The 14,343-nt window shown below is 45.1% G+C and carries 16 protein-coding genes; all 16 read right to left on the reverse strand.

Annotated features, from left to right (window positions below; all coding sequences use genetic code 11):
• Window positions 1-155: 155 nt before the first annotated feature.
• Entirely contained in the window at window positions 156-1,976 is a 1,821-nt protein-coding gene (locus DWW60_RS02435) for a hypothetical protein (protein ID WP_117874283.1), read from the reverse strand.
• A gap of 28 nt (window positions 1,977-2,004) precedes the next feature.
• Entirely contained in the window at window positions 2,005-2,937 is a 933-nt protein-coding gene (locus tag DWW60_RS02440; RefSeq protein WP_117874284.1) for a GTP-binding protein, read from the reverse strand.
• A 26-nt stretch (window positions 2,938-2,963) separates the two neighbouring features.
• Window positions 2,964-3,257, reverse strand: a complete 294-nt coding sequence (locus DWW60_RS02445) for an acylphosphatase (protein WP_015534784.1) — start codon at window positions 3,255-3,257, stop codon at window positions 2,964-2,966.
• A 51-nt stretch (window positions 3,258-3,308) separates the two neighbouring features.
• Window positions 3,309-4,598, reverse strand: a complete 1,290-nt coding sequence (locus DWW60_RS02450) for a dihydroorotase (RefSeq protein WP_117874285.1) — start codon at window positions 4,596-4,598, stop codon at window positions 3,309-3,311.
• A gap of 30 nt (window positions 4,599-4,628) precedes the next feature.
• Complete coding sequence (locus tag DWW60_RS02455) at window positions 4,629-5,840, reverse strand: PrsW family intramembrane metalloprotease (RefSeq protein ID WP_117549104.1); 1,212 nt, start codon at window positions 5,838-5,840, stop codon at window positions 4,629-4,631.
• Window positions 5,841-6,048: 208 nt separating this feature from the next.
• Window positions 6,049-6,993: a DUF4097 family beta strand repeat-containing protein gene (locus DWW60_RS02460; protein WP_117549105.1), complete on the reverse strand. Its 945-nt coding sequence runs from the start codon at window positions 6,991-6,993 to the stop codon at window positions 6,049-6,051.
• Between the two features lie 2 nt (window positions 6,994-6,995).
• Window positions 6,996-7,589 carry a DUF1700 domain-containing protein gene (locus DWW60_RS02465; protein ID WP_117549106.1) on the reverse strand — a complete coding sequence of 198 codons (594 nt, stop codon included), beginning with the start codon at window positions 7,587-7,589 and terminating at the stop codon, window positions 6,996-6,998.
• Complete coding sequence (locus DWW60_RS02470; RefSeq protein WP_117549107.1) at window positions 7,582-7,902, reverse strand: PadR family transcriptional regulator; 321 nt, start codon at window positions 7,900-7,902, stop codon at window positions 7,582-7,584. The genes DWW60_RS02465 and DWW60_RS02470 overlap by 8 nt, the downstream gene beginning before the upstream one ends.
• A gap of 234 nt (window positions 7,903-8,136) precedes the next feature.
• Complete coding sequence (locus tag DWW60_RS02475) at window positions 8,137-9,009, reverse strand: aldose 1-epimerase family protein (protein WP_015534791.1); 873 nt, start codon at window positions 9,007-9,009, stop codon at window positions 8,137-8,139.
• A gap of 137 nt (window positions 9,010-9,146) precedes the next feature.
• Window positions 9,147-9,371 carry a beta-galactosidase gene (locus DWW60_RS02480; RefSeq protein ID WP_070097446.1) on the reverse strand — a complete coding sequence of 75 codons (225 nt, stop codon included), beginning with the start codon at window positions 9,369-9,371 and terminating at the stop codon, window positions 9,147-9,149.
• Window positions 9,372-9,377: 6 nt separating this feature from the next.
• Window positions 9,378-10,292 carry a quinolinate synthase NadA gene (gene nadA / locus DWW60_RS02485; RefSeq protein WP_117874287.1) on the reverse strand — a complete coding sequence of 305 codons (915 nt, stop codon included), beginning with the start codon at window positions 10,290-10,292 and terminating at the stop codon, window positions 9,378-9,380.
• A gap of 25 nt (window positions 10,293-10,317) precedes the next feature.
• Window positions 10,318-10,842 carry a transcription repressor NadR gene (locus tag DWW60_RS02490; protein ID WP_022058290.1) on the reverse strand — a complete coding sequence of 175 codons (525 nt, stop codon included), beginning with the start codon at window positions 10,840-10,842 and terminating at the stop codon, window positions 10,318-10,320.
• 1 nt (window position 10,843) lies between these two features.
• A complete protein-coding gene (gene nadC, locus DWW60_RS02495) occupies window positions 10,844-11,698 on the reverse strand; it encodes a carboxylating nicotinate-nucleotide diphosphorylase (protein ID WP_022216812.1) in 855 nt (284 codons plus the stop codon).
• A 2-nt stretch (window positions 11,699-11,700) separates the two neighbouring features.
• Complete coding sequence (locus DWW60_RS02500; protein ID WP_055144816.1) at window positions 11,701-12,981, reverse strand: L-aspartate oxidase; 1,281 nt, start codon at window positions 12,979-12,981, stop codon at window positions 11,701-11,703.
• A gap of 150 nt (window positions 12,982-13,131) precedes the next feature.
• Window positions 13,132-13,914, reverse strand: a complete 783-nt coding sequence (locus DWW60_RS02505; protein WP_022216814.1) for an AlkZ-related protein — start codon at window positions 13,912-13,914, stop codon at window positions 13,132-13,134.
• Window positions 13,915-13,922: 8 nt separating this feature from the next.
• On the reverse strand, window positions 13,923-14,333 hold the full coding sequence (locus DWW60_RS02510) for a peptide deformylase (RefSeq protein WP_015534796.1): 411 nt from the start codon (window positions 14,331-14,333) through the stop codon (window positions 13,923-13,925).
• Window positions 14,334-14,343 lie beyond the last annotated feature (10 nt).

Raw genomic sequence — 14,343 nt, forward strand, 5'->3', positions numbered from 1 at the left:
TTGCGGTGGTGGCGGGGGCATCCCCGGGCCTCCATTCATGTTCATATACCCTTGCGGTGGCGGCGGGGGCATCCCCGGGCCTCCATTCATTCCATTGTTAATATTCTGTTCGTTCATCCCAAACCCTCCATTTTTTCACCTTGAACCACTTTGAGCTACTCTACAAGTGCCATCTCATCAAGCCCCACGATCCTGTCCATACACACCGGTGCTGTCAGCCTGTAGGCAAAACTTGCAGACTCGAACAGGCAGTATAATTTGCCATTATACGAATATATCTGCTCCAGCTTCTGCGGGAGCTTAACCACCTGTCTTGGTGTCTCTGTGCCGTAATTCACACTGGACAGCTTACCTATATCTGTATCGTATACCTCTATCCTGGATTCATCTATACCATATGATATAGAGAATATTATCTCATTTTTGTACACCTGAAGCCCCTGCACCCTTCCTGGTATATAGAAAGCCTCGTCCTCCTCCGAGGATATGGCGGTGCCGCCATTTACGATCTCGTAGCTGGCTGCCATGCTGTAGCTGTTCTTATCCTTTCGCCAGTAGCCCGCATATATATGTCCGTCATATATCGTGATAAATGACGTTGCAGGGAACATGACGCTACATGTGTTCCTGTATTTTATCGGCTTTCCCTGAGCCACATCATATTTCTCTATGGAGTCCAGCGTAAGACATGATATGGATGCCTTCCTGCTCCTGTCCTCATCCTCATCGATCATATACGAGGAAACCCACAGCACATTATTCTTCGTATCATACGCAAGTCCTCCGGCATGTGTCGTGTCCTTGAGAACCAGTGTTTTAATATATTCCCCGGTCTGTGTATCAAGAACAAATATCACAGATTTGTGTTTCTTCGTCTTGCAGTAAGCACTGACAAATGTATACTCCTTCGTAACTGCCAGCCCCTGTGGCGTCATGGACGTGCAGTTCTCTATCTCCCTCGACTCACTGCCTATCGTATCAGCATACGCAAGTCCCGGAATGATCATCATGCCATAATCTGTATCCCTGTTCTGGGCATACATACCCATATGATAGAATTCCGGTTCAGTCGACATCTCCCATATCTGCGAGAAATTCGACTTGTTGTCAACCGCATAGGTGCTGGTTCCGGAATCATTTCCCGATATCTCGAAGTTTCTGCAGTACACTCCGCCATACAGCCATATCACACAGATTCCCCCGACATAACACCATGCAAATATCTTCACAAGTATCCTTCTCGACTGGACTGTCGACAAAAGTGTCGCCATGACCATCTGACTTATTATGGTTATGAGCATCATGGCATTTGTCAGCATATCTCCATGACTTACTATCTGAAGCGGTACGCCTATCATCATAATCCAGTAGGCCTTCTGTTTCACCTTAATTCTTATTACACCATTCCAGCCTTCCCGCTTCATGCCCCATACCTGCAGTGACTGCCATACAACCACCAGGCCATATACGATGCACGCCACAAGCAGGAGCTGCCTGAGCACAGCAACAGCCGTTATCTCAAGGGCCTCACCATTTCTGTAAAATGCCATATAGTACACACCCTGTGCGAGCTGCCATATCCTCCACGCCATCATGGCGAACATCGCAAGCGCTGCAACAAATGCAAATGTGTTGGTAACAGTTCTTCGTCTGACACCCTCACGATGTTCCTTCATCTGTTTGCGCAGACGTTTCTTTGCCCTTCCCAGCTCCTTTATGTGCTTTTTACACGTTCTGATCCTTCTGCGTTTATAGAACAGCACCTTGTACGGCGCGCGTCTGTTCTTCAGCTCTTCATATTCTTCCCTAAGTCTGTCATACCGTTCCGACTCCTCATGAAGATCCGTTCTGGTCGCCCTGAGTGCAGAACGACACATAACGTATCCCTCAAGATCTATCTGTGCCTGTTCTTTCAGCTTTTCAGCCTGAAGTTGAAGCTTCTCTTCTCTGTTCAATTTCTTAGCCCTGTCTGTCATGAAAATCCGCTCCTGTCCATCAGCCTCTTTACTCAAAGTACCGTTTTATTTTGTCCTCCACCAAATTCGAGCCGATCACAATTATGATCTCCTGCCCGTTCTCTATAGGTCTCACCTCGGTCTTTTTTGCCGTGGCGTTGAGTTCTATCCATCCGGTGTCATTTACAGGGAGAAAACCCTTGATTCTAAAGACATCTCCGCATTCCTTATCCGCAAATATATCCCTGACTATCGTCTCAAGCCGCTCCTGAGGCATGACCTTATTCATGATATATACCGAGTTAAACACATCACTTTGTTTGAACCATAATTTTACATAGTCGTTTAATTTGTATCCGGTTGACATAAAACCTTCAAAGTCATCGTCCGTGAAATCATCCCAGTTCTTCTCCAGAACATCATCGCAGAACTGACGCTTACACTGAAATTCGGTGAGCACTTCATTGATATATTCTATTGTGCTCCTCTTCTCATCCTCCGATGCATCCTGAACCTTGCTCATCACCAGAGTTCCACAGTTCGCAACCTCAGACGCAAGCACATATCTGGACTGTCTGCTCATATCCCGGTCAAGTCCGGCATCGACTATGGAAATGATGCTTCCCACCTCATACCATCTGTCAAGTGGCTCCTCGTGGAGGACGTCAAAGAATTCATCCACATCAAATATTCCGGACGGCTCAACAATGACTCTGTCATAGCCGCTCATCCCCATCGCTATGAGCTTTGTCTTGAACCTTCTCTTGTGACAGTCCTCGCCGCAGCCACCTGCCACCATCTCAGCATGACAGTTCTCGCCCATCACATCCTGAAGAAGCATCATGTCCACGTTGACTGCACCATAATCATTTTCAAGGATTCCGACATTATATCCTTTGCCAACAAGGTAGCTCACATACTTCTTAATAAATGTCGTCTTGCCTGAGCCCAGAAAGCCCGTTATCAAATCTATCTTTACCATATGTCCACTCTCCTTATCTACGCGCGTTACCAGCTTGATCTCACATGAAATCCGCTGTCATTCTCCAGAGGTATCTCCCTGACATCCATATCCTCTATAAATATATATCTGTCATTTCTGAGAACTGCTATCACCTTGTCTATAGCCTCAGGCAGCCCCTGAGCCTCCATCTCAACAGAATCATCATATCTGTTGCACACCCAGCCGGTGACTCCGTACATGGATGCAGCATAGCTCGCCCTGTATCTGAAGCCAACTCCCTGCACTCTTCCTCTGAATGTATAATGTCGTCTTATCTTGTCCATATCTATATGTCCCATCTCTGTTATGATCTTCTCATATCTTACATTTTATATCCTGCTGCCCGCATCTTACACATCATGTTCAGCATCGTACTTTTCTGCGTCATACACGATATTTCCGCCACAGATTGTATAGTGAACCCTTCCTGGGAGAGTCCATCCGGCAAATGGACTGTTGGATGCCTTTGACGCAAAGCTGTTCACTGTCCACTGCTCATTCTCGCCAAATATGACTATATCCGCAGGAGCTCCCTCTGCTATCTTGCCCGGTTCCATGCGGTAAAATTCTGCAGGATTCCTGCTCATTAGTTCCATGAGCTTCATGAGTGAGATATATCCAGGCTGTACAAGGGAATATATTCCAAGGGCAAGAGATGTCTCAAGCCCTGTTATTCCACTTGGCGCCTTGTCAAGCGGTCTCGCCTTCTCCTCACTGCTGTGCGGGGCGTGATCCGTCACTATCATATCTATTGTGCCATCCTGTATTCCCTCTATAATCTGTCTTCTGTCTTTCTCGGTTCTGAGTGGAGGATTCATACGCGCCATGGTTCCGTACTTCAACACAGCATCCTCTATAAGGGTGAAATGATGTGGAGTTGCCTCCGCATGTACGTCCGCTCCAAGCTTCTTTGCAGTTCTCACTATATCCACGGAATTGCCTGAGCTTATATGCTGTATGCACACTGATGCACCTGTGTGAAGTGCAAGGACGCAGTCCCTTGCAACCATAATATCCTCCGCTGTGCGGGATGCACCGCCGTATCCAAGCTTTTCTGATACTTTTCCCTGATTCACTCCCGGCTGTACAATGAACAGCGGATCCTCTTCATGAAGACTCACCGGAAGATCAAGATCCCTTGCCTTCTCCATAGCCTCAAGAAGAAGCTTCTCATCCATGATTGGGATTCCGTCATCGGTAAATCCTGCTGCACCTGCAGCCGCAAGACTGTCCATGTCCACGAGTTCCTTGCCAGCAAGGCCCTTTGTGACTGTGGCTGTCTGAACTACATGTATTCCGGTCTTTGCACCTTTATCCTGTATATACTTGAGAGTCTCAAGGTTATCCACCGCCGGCTTTGTATTCGCCATACATACCACCATCGTGAAGCCTCCTCTTGCAGCGGCGGCGGCACCTGTCTCGATGTCTTCCTTGTACGTAAATCCCGGATCGCGGAAGTGTACATGAGTGTCTACCAGTCCCGGTGCAACTACAAGTCCATCTGCATCGATGACCTCCGCACCCTCTGCCTCCAGATCGTATCCTGTCTTAACTATGTGATTGCCGTCGATGAGCACATCCATGACCTCGTCTGTATGGGTGACCGGATCAATGACTCTTCCATTCTTTATCAATAACATTTGCCTGTTCTCCTCTATATAAATATTTTATTACTGTCTGTATGTGTTCTGCGGATCATACTGTGATGACTGACCGTAATGTGGCTGCTGACCGTAGCCGCTATACTGATTATTCTGCTGTGACTGCCAGCCATACTGGGTCTGCTGGCTGTAGCCATTCTGCTGATCGTACCGCTGTGGCTGACTGTAGCCACTTGACGGCTGATTGTACTGTCCTGGCTGTTGAGTATAGCTGCCTGGCTGATTGTACTGCCCCGGCCGCTGACCGTAACCGCTCTGCTGACTGTATCTGCTCTGCGGATTATACTGCTGACCATACCGGGTCTGCTGGCCGTAGCCACTCTGCTGATTATTGTACTGTCCCGTCTGGCCGTATGCATTTGTCCGTATGGTGTTCTGCCTCTGGCCATATACATTTGACTGATTGTACTGCATGTTCTGCCCGTACATATTTGGCTGATTGTACTGCATGTTCTGCCCGTACATATTTGGCTGATTGTATCCACGCATAGGTATATATCTGAAATTATACGGATTCACCCATATAGGATTTACCGCTATGATATGATCGTTCTTTGCCGCATGGGATATGAGCAGGAACATCAGAACCACCGACAGGATCAGAACCAGTATGCACAGGATCACGCTGGTGTCATCAATCGACAGCACAAAATCATACAGTCCGTGTATTCCCATGGTGCTAAAATATGCTATCAGCATATTGCCTGCGGCACCCTCGCCCTTGTTCGCATTCTCTCTCGCCTTTGAGTAGAAATATCCCATGATAACGCCGCATGAGCAGTGAAGTGGGATTGCTGTCACAGCCCTCAGGATTCCGAGTCCTATTCCACCCTGGAATACATACAGGATATTCTCCAGTGTTGCAAATCCGAGCGACGAGCACACGCCATATATAACGCCGTCATAGCTGTGGTCAAAGTTCTTATTTTTCCATGTAAGTATTAACATTCCAAGGAATTTGCCCAGTTCCTCGATCATCGCCACTATAAAGAAGCAGTTGACCAGCTCATAAACCGCCGTTCCGGATTCCAATCCCATGTAGTATAACAATACGCCCCCAACCAGCTCCACGACTACTGCCGGTATCGTGCTGACAGCTCCCAGAACCGCAAGCCATACTAGCAGGCTCATTGGATCCCTGCTATTCTTATTTCTTCTGACTACAAATAACAGCAGTAACACCGAAGGTAATACTGCAAGTCTCAATGCAAATGCACTCATCCTTTACTCTCCCTGATATTTTCTTCCGTATAAATATATATACATATTAAAGATACCATTTTTAGCGTGAATCCACAATAAGCAGAGGCCTTTACCGACATTTTATTTCATTAATTAACTTTAATTTAGCCTAAATACAACTCAAGGCAGGTCATTCCATTTCAGAAGACCTGCCTTGAACCAATTTTCAAATGTATTCAGTTACGACTTACTGTGTGACATCAATATCTCCGCTACTAGTCTCGATATTGCACTTTCCATCTGCTCCCTCAACCGAGTCCGGTACATTTACATCACCGCTGGATGTCTTTGTATTGTATTCATACTTCATTTCTGAGCCAATGCCGATCGATACATCACCACTGGTTGTCACGACATTGATCTCAGAAGCATCACAGTCTCTAATCATTACGTCACCACTTGACGCACGACCGTTTATACGTTTTGCCTTTATACTGCCAGATGTGATATTGCCACTGGAGGTCTTCAGATCAATATTATCCATAACCACATCACCAAGACTGACGTCACCACTGTTTGCTGATATTCTTGTATCCTTTGACGATACACTGTCAAGCTTAATGTCACCACTGCTGGTCGCCACCGTCAGAGCATCTGCATTTGCACCATTTACGATCACATCGCCGCTGGCGGCCTCTATATCGATATTACCTATTGCCAGATAATATTCCATATCCACGTCACCACTGCTGGTCACAATCTTCAGATCATCGTACTCCGTACCAGCCAGATACACCGTCACGGATGGCCATGCTCCAGAATACACACCAATGGAAATGTTAAATGCTGCGTTCCTGCTGTCGTCTGCGGTTATCCTGAGCACACCATCTGATATATCTACATGATGTGTCAGATTCCCGCAGTCATAATACTCCACATAACTTGTATCTCCACTCGCCTTCTTCACGGCAACATCCACATCTGATGCGCTTTTTACATCAATTGCAGTGAATTTATCTTTTATATCAACAGTCTTCTTTACGTAGTTCACCGGCTCTGATGTCATGTGGGCCAGATTAACTGTCACATTCGGCCATCTGAATCCATTTACAACAAGTGCTGAGATCACAGTGATAATTCCAGCCACGATCATGATCGATGCAGCTATAACAGCTTTCTTTGTTCTACTCATGCCTATTTCTCCTTTACAAACATTCTCTTTATACCATTCACACTGGCCTTGCAGACCTTAAATATACCAACCGTAACAGGTTTGACGGATACAACAAACAGTATCGCTATACCTATTCCAATGAGTGCTGCTCCAAGCATGAGAACTGCTGTGTATGGGCTGTTGGCTATGAACAGCGGTATGGCACATATCAGTCCGCCTATTCCCGCTGCCACAAAGCTGAGCACAACTGCGTAGAATGAAATAAGAAGTGCAAATGCAACTATCCACAACGTGAGCAGCAATACCAACGCCGTAATAAGAAGTGGAATCCACACCGGAGAACCAAGTACTATGAGTACGACCTCCCATGCCTTGAGCTCGTGCTTTGGCTTGATCTTCTCCTTCACAAGCTTCGTAAGCGGCATATCTTCAAGTATCTGCTCCACTGCTGCATCAGGTGATCCCATATCTGCCACAGCCTCCTCCTCGGAAAGGCCGTCCTCCACGCGGTCATCTATCATCTCACTGTAATAATCCATAAACCTGTTCACATCATCGGCCGGCATCGCACTGATCCTGCTTCTTATTGCCTCCAGATATTCCTGTTTATTCATCTCTGACTTCCTCCTTCACAATAAATCTGTATATGGATTCCAGTTCCTTCCACTCTTCCTTGAACTCTTCTATCCTGGCTCTTCCGGCATCCGTAATATGATAATACTTTCTGAGTCTTCCGTTGTGCTCCACGGAATGAACCGTGAGCAGTGCTCCCGCCTCAAGTCTTCTGAGGATAGGATAGAGTGTGGACTCTGATATCGTCACATACGGCTTCATATCTTTGATGATCTGATATCCATAGGAATCCTCGTCCTTGATGGCCGCAAGCACACACACGTCGAGCATCCCTCTCTTCAATTGTATATCCATCGCTATACCTCCTTACGCAGTATACTATACGTCGCATAGTATCATATGTCAAGTAGTATTTTCAGCACTCTACAAAAAGGAACAACAATGGGGTCAGGCACCTTTTACATAGATTCTACATTAATGTATATGAAACATAACAAACAGGGCGGGACATCTCACCAATGGGATGTCCCGCCCTGCTTACAAATTATATTCTGCTATATCTTAATCTGACACATGATATGTTTTCCATTATAGTATGTCGATGACATACTCCTTGCTGAACGAATGGCCAGCCTCAAGACTGTTTGAATACTCACGGTCCGCCAGATCTCCGTCATATCCCTCGCGGTCACACCTGCCAAACCAAGGCTCTATGCAGACAAATGGCGCATGTTTCTTTGCAGGAGACCATATGCCTATCTGCGGCACATCAAATCTCAACTGCAAAACCGGCGCATCAGATGAGTTCCTTAATGTAATCGTATTTATACCCTTACCATCCATGATCAGGGCATCCTCATCAAACATCTCATCACGCAGCTTTAAGACTCCATCTGTCAGTCTGTGCGTAACTGTTCTATCTCCAAGAACTCCATTTGCTGTCAAAAGACCACATTCAATCTCGTTCTTACCTGTGTGCATATCCAGAGAATAACCGCCGATGCCTCCCTCACATGCAAATGCAGGATGGGCACCGATAGAAAAATGAATCGTGTCAGTTCCCTCATTCACAACGGTCCACATAACATGTACAGATGAACCTTCAAGTCTGTATCCTATACAAAGACTGAAATCAAACGGATAGCTCTTCTGCCATGTATCATTCTTCTCAAGCACAAACAGCAGTGTATCACCAGTCTGGCCACCCACTACAAACTCGCTGTCCCTTGCAAATCCGTGCTGAGGTATATTCTCATAAACCACCCCGTTATGTCTGTAACGCTGTCCTTCCAGCTTTCCCACAAATGGAAACAGCACAGGAGAAACTCTTCCCCAATACTCAGCATCACCGCACCACATGTATTCTCTGTCTGTCTCGATACTCTTCAGGCTCACAAGCTCAGCACCGTGAGTATTCACCTTTATAGCAATCTTATCATTTTTTAATTCAACAATACCCATGATTTCCTCCTGTACTTTAGCCAGTCAGGCTAATTATATTTTTCAAAAACAAATGTTATGCATCTGCATTACATTATAACACATAAACAAAAAATACGGTCGCTTAATGAACTAATAAGCAACCGTATTTTATATAATTAAGCAATAGTCGCTGTCGGGGTTCCAAGTATCACATGAAGCCCCTTCTCCTTTGCCTTACTGATGACATGATCGAAGAACGAAAAGTCATACTGCCCCTCCGTTTTTTCCATGATATGCCATGCAAACTCCGCTATACGGATGACATTGCATCCAAGCTCTACGATATTGTCCATATCCTCATCGATCATGGATATGTCCCACTGCTCTGGATAATAATCCACACCTCGTTATCCAAGCGCGATCATTCTGTCGATGCAGCGGGATGCTCCCTCCATCACCTCATCAGAAAGGACTATCTCTTCGCCACCTGTGCCCTTTAATACATTCAATATGTCAACCAGGGTAGTAAGCTTCATATTATGGCACATCAGCTTTGAAGAAATTGGATAGAACATTTTGTCAGGGCACTCATACTGAAGATGCTCCACTATACTGTGCTCTGTACCGATGATGAATTCTTTCTTCTCTGACTTTCTGGCATATGCCATGATTCCTGTGGTTGAACCTACATAATCAGCCTCTGCAACTACATCCGGCCTGCACTCAGGATGGACAAGAAGTTCCGCATGTGGATGTAACTCTTTTGCCTTCAAAGCATCATCTAGGGTAACCGCAAGATGTCTAGGACATCCGCCGTTAAAAAATGCAAATTTCTTTTCCAGCATCTGCTTTTGAACATAGTTTCCAAGATTCGGATCTGGAATAAAAAGAATCTTGTCGTTATCAAGCTTGCTGCAGATCTGCACTGCTGATGAGGATGTCACACATACATCACAGGCAGTTTTCAATTCAGAAGTCGTATTTATATAGGCGACAACCGCATATCCCGGATACTTCTTCTTCATCTCATCCAGCATTTCAAGATTCATCTGCTCAGCCATCGGACATCCAGCTTCAGGGTTAGGCAGGTACACATTCTTATCAGGGGACAATATCTTACATGTCTCCGCCATAAAACGCACACCACACATTATTATATTTTTGCGGGAATCCTTGCTCGCCTCAACGCTAAGTCCATATGAATCTCCCATATAATCTGCAACTTCAAGAATCTCATGTCCCTGATAAGCATGTGCCAGTATGCAGAAATCTTTCTCTTTCTTCAGTCTGATTATCTCTTCCTGTATCTCTTTTATCGTCATTTTATTCTCTCCAAATCATTTTGTATTATTTCTCCCACTCCTGCCACGGAACAAGGAAGCCTGTCTCATCAAGCTTCTGCTCTATGTTGTCCAGGATTTCTTCACTTGGAGCCTCTATCAGATGGTAATGATATCCGTTCGTAGCATTTCCAAGCAGGGACGACTGGCTGTTTTCCAATTTTTTCATAAATTTTGCCACGTCGTATCTGGAAGCAATATTCATCTTTGCAGTAACACGATTGTACACCGTATGACTTATACTTACATTCTTTACAACACCGCCATAATCAACTATGATCGTGAGTTCTTCCTCAGTCCTGTCATAACCGTGTTTTACTTTAAACTCTCTCTGACATTTTGATTCATTCTTGTATATATAACCCCTGTTAGTTGCAATTATGCCATCATCAGCCGCCCTGATCACTGCAATGTCCTGCACTATTATCTGTCTACTGACATCGAATTCTGACGCAAGCTTATTTGCCGGAACAGGAACATCTGAATTCTTCACAATGTCAAGTATCCTTTCCCTTCTCTCTTTTGCCTTCACTTTATTCCTCCGCATGAAGATTTTTCATCGATATATCCATTATAGGTGAACTGTGTGTAAGCGCACCGCTTGATATATAATCCACTCCCAATGATATCATGCTCTCTATGTTCTCTTTTGTAACATTGCCTGAACATTCTGTCTCCGCACGTCCATCGATCAAATCAATCGCAGCCCTCATCTGATCCGTTGTCATATTGTCAAGCATAATGATATCGGCTCCCGCTTCAACAGCCTCTTTTACCTGATCCAGTGTCTCAACTTCAACCTCTATCTTGCGGACAAATGGTGCATACTCCTTTGCCATTCTCACTGCATTGGTTATACTTCCCGCAGCGCCTATATGATTATCCTTAAGTAATACTCCATCCGACAAATTGTATCTGTGATTGCTGCCTCCGCCGACTCTGACTGCATACTTCTCAAATATACGGCAATTAGGTGTGGTCTTTCTGGTATCCAGCAGAGTAGTCTTGCTTCCTTTAAGAAGTTCTGCAACCTCATGGGTATACGTAGCTATGCCACTCATACGCTGGAGATAATTAAGCGCAACCCTCTCGCCAGAGAGAAGAACCCTGATATCACCAGTCACAATTCCCATAAGCTGGCCAGCCTTCACCTCATCGCCATCTTTGCAGAAGAACTCAACCTCAGTGCTGTCATCTAAGAGGGTAAATACTCTTGCATATACATCAAGTCCTGCAATGATTCCATCCTGCTTGCATATCAGGTCTACTTTTCCTTTCTGTGCCTTTGGCATCACCGCATTTGTGGATACATCCTCACTTGTGATATCCTCCTGTAAAGCCATCATTATAAGCTTGTCCGCATTCAATTTCATTGTTATCTGATTCATTCTCAGCCTCTTCTTTCCGTTTCTGTCAAAACTATATTCTTATATTCTCTAAACAAACCATCTATATCTTCATATTCAGACAGATCTATGTTGTCTTCTCCACAGCCTCTGTGCTCTCTGCTGAACATGATATCATCTGCCGCCCTCTGTGCAAATACAAGCGACTCAAGTAACGAATTGCTTGCCAGTCTGTTTCTGCCATGCACTCCATTACATCCGGCTTCTCCTACCGCGTACAATCCTTCCATGGATGTCCTTCCGGCGAGATCTGCCTTCACTCCACCCATGTGGTAATGCTGAGCCGGCACAACCGGTATTGGTTCAACAAGCACATCATACCCCTCATCCTTGCACTGCTTGTATATATGTGGAAAATGCTGCAAGATCACATCTCTTCCAAGTGGTCTCAGATCTTCCCACACATGCTCCGTTCCATCTATCTCCATCTGTTTCCATATTGCATGGCTGACTACATCACGAGGCTGCAGTTCATCTGTAAACCTTTCGCCCGCCTTGTTAAGAAGCCATGCGCCTTCGCCTCTCACAGATTCAGATATCAAAAATCTTCTTCCCTTATTCCGGCTAAACAGTGTTGTCGGGTGGATCTGCACATAATTCAGATTCTCTACCTCTACACCATGTTTTAAGGCAATTGCTATGGCATCACCTGTTATATGGGCAAAATTCGTTGAGTTCTTATATATACCTCCGATTCCACCACACGCCAATACAACGTTGTTGGATCTAAGTATGCTTATATTCTTCGCCTCATCAGCTATAACCACTCCACCACAGGCATTGTCATTGCAGATGATGTCGAGCATAGTCGTATACTCATATATCTCGATATTGGATTTCTTCTTTGCACATTCCAGCAAAGTGGATGTAATCTCTTTGCCGGTAATGTCCTCGTGGAACAATATTCTGGGCTGGCTGTGAGCTCCCTCCTTGGTGAAGGCAAGCTTTCCGCTCTCATCCCTCTCAAATCTAACTCCAAGCCTTATCAATTCTCTGATAACAAGATTCGATGATCTGATCATCAGATCGACTGTCTTTTTATTGTTCTCATAATGACCGGCTCTCATGGTGTCTTCAAAGTAATCTTCGTAGTCTTCCTCACCCCGCAGCATACATATGCCACCCTGGGCCAAAAAAGAATCGGACTCATCAGCCCGCCTTTTTGTGATAATACAGACCTTTTTTGTCTCTGGAAAATTCAACGCACAGAACAAGCCTGCAGCGCCAGTTCCAACAATAATAACATCATATACAGTGTTCATCATTTCTCCTCTTCAAGTAGGCATCATATTATTCTTTATAACCTGACTTGCATATAAACATAACATATGTAAACACATATGTAAATATATATGTAATGTTATGTGTAAACTTTTGATGTAAAGTTTTGAATTAGAGTTTTCTGTATACCGTCTCTACTTTAAGACTTTCTTTATCTGTTTCTCTGTGGCAATCGGGTAGATATCATCCATATGCTTCACTATCCTCTCCCACGATTCCTCAGGGCTCTCACCATATGCGGACGTCACGTGGTCATATCCCCACAGCTTCTCCGGCATGGAATACACAGCCACATTCCATCCGTATTCCGCGCCCTTCTTGTTCAACCGTTTTCTGAAGTCACATGCGCACAGGTATGTCTGCATCTGGAGCTGTGTCATCGTACCCTCAAAGCCTTTCTCTCCGCCCTTGCCAAATCCGGCAAGCTTCTTTATATCGAATGAAAAAAGTTCTGTATTGTACATACTATCCAGCTTTTCTGCTGCAAATTCCGCATCGCTCTCCTCGTCTATCCGGTCATCCATGAACAGATCCATGATCTTCTTCTGCCTGAATGATGCAAGCTCATCATCCCATCTGGCATCGAAATCATATCCAGCTCTTCTATAATTTGCAAAATACGGGAACCATTTCTTTGAGATAAATCCCGCCTTATTGTGGAAAAATTTGCCGTATGCGATATCGCCTCTTCTGGCTATGATCTCACGCCACACCCAAGGATCCCTCTGCGGGTCTTCACTCCACCAATACTTCTCCGTGGTTCGCTCTTCCACCGAAAATCCAGGTATCTCATTGCGGAAAAGAGGAAGAAATCCCACTTCCTCTATATATCCGATAAGTTCGTCCACCGTATGCAGGCACTCCGGATCATCCTCCGAAACTCCATACATAATCCATGTTCCGTCTTTTGATTCCATAAACTCTCCTAAATTATTCGCCCCTCAAGGTGATCCATCTCATGGAGCACTATCTGGGCTATATATCCGTTGAACTTCATACGCTTTTTTGCAAATGATGCATCCTGAAACTCTACTTCTATGTCTCTATACCTTGTCACCTTTCTCGTGCCGTCCAGAGACAGACATCCCTCCTCTGTCTCGTAAGCCCCCGACTTTGATAGGAGTACCGGATTCAGCATGACAACATTGGCAAATCCCATACTGACGATAATTATCCTCTTCTTATATCCGATCATGTTGCCCGCCATGCCGACGCACCTCGCCTGATTTGCCGCTAATGTGTCCTGCATATCTGCTATGATTCCCGCATCCATAGTCGTCATCGGAGATGACTTCTGGCTGAGAAACATCTGATCTCTTACTATCTGTTTTACCATGGTCTATTAC

Source organism: Coprococcus sp. AF16-22, assembly GCF_003461545.1.
GTDB classification, from domain to species: Bacteria; Bacillota; Clostridia; order Lachnospirales; family Lachnospiraceae; genus Coprococcus; species Coprococcus aceti.

What these genes read in the sequence shown, in the direction of transcription:
- DWW60_RS02505 (WP_022216814.1), bottom strand. Translation starts at nt 13,914, where the DNA reads ATGGAATCAAAAGACGGAACATGGATTATGTATGGAGTTTCGGAGGAT.
- DWW60_RS02510 (WP_015534796.1), bottom strand. Translation starts at nt 14,333, where the DNA reads ATGGTAAAACAGATAGTAAGAGATCAGATGTTTCTCAGCCAGAAGTCA.
- DWW60_RS02440 (WP_117874284.1), bottom strand. Translation starts at nt 2,937, where the DNA reads ATGGTAAAGATAGATTTGATAACGGGCTTTCTGGGCTCAGGCAAGACG.
- DWW60_RS02445 (WP_015534784.1), bottom strand. Translation starts at nt 3,257, where the DNA reads ATGGGACATATAGATATGGACAAGATAAGACGACATTATACATTCAGA.
- DWW60_RS02465 (WP_117549106.1), bottom strand. Translation starts at nt 7,589, where the DNA reads ATGAATAAACAGGAATATCTGGAGGCAATAAGAAGCAGGATCAGTGCG.
- DWW60_RS02475 (WP_015534791.1), bottom strand. Translation starts at nt 9,009, where the DNA reads ATGGGTATTGTTGAATTAAAAAATGATAAGATTGCTATAAAGGTGAAT.
- DWW60_RS02500 (WP_055144816.1), bottom strand. Translation starts at nt 12,981, where the DNA reads ATGATGAACACTGTATATGATGTTATTATTGTTGGAACTGGCGCTGCA.
- DWW60_RS02455 (WP_117549104.1), bottom strand. Translation starts at nt 5,840, where the DNA reads ATGAGTGCATTTGCATTGAGACTTGCAGTATTACCTTCGGTGTTACTG.
- DWW60_RS02470 (WP_117549107.1), bottom strand. Translation starts at nt 7,902, where the DNA reads ATGGATATACAATTGAAGAGAGGGATGCTCGACGTGTGTGTGCTTGCG.
- nadA (WP_117874287.1), bottom strand. Translation starts at nt 10,292, where the DNA reads ATGACGATAAAAGAGATACAGGAAGAGATAATCAGACTGAAGAAAGAG.
- nadC (WP_022216812.1), bottom strand. Translation starts at nt 11,698, where the DNA reads ATGAATCAGATAACAATGAAATTGAATGCGGACAAGCTTATAATGATG.
- DWW60_RS02450 (WP_117874285.1), bottom strand. Translation starts at nt 4,598, where the DNA reads ATGTTATTGATAAAGAATGGAAGAGTCATTGATCCGGTCACCCATACA.
- DWW60_RS02435 (WP_117874283.1), bottom strand. Translation starts at nt 1,976, where the DNA reads ATGACAGACAGGGCTAAGAAATTGAACAGAGAAGAGAAGCTTCAACTT.
- DWW60_RS02460 (WP_117549105.1), bottom strand. Translation starts at nt 6,993, where the DNA reads ATGAGTAGAACAAAGAAAGCTGTTATAGCTGCATCGATCATGATCGTG.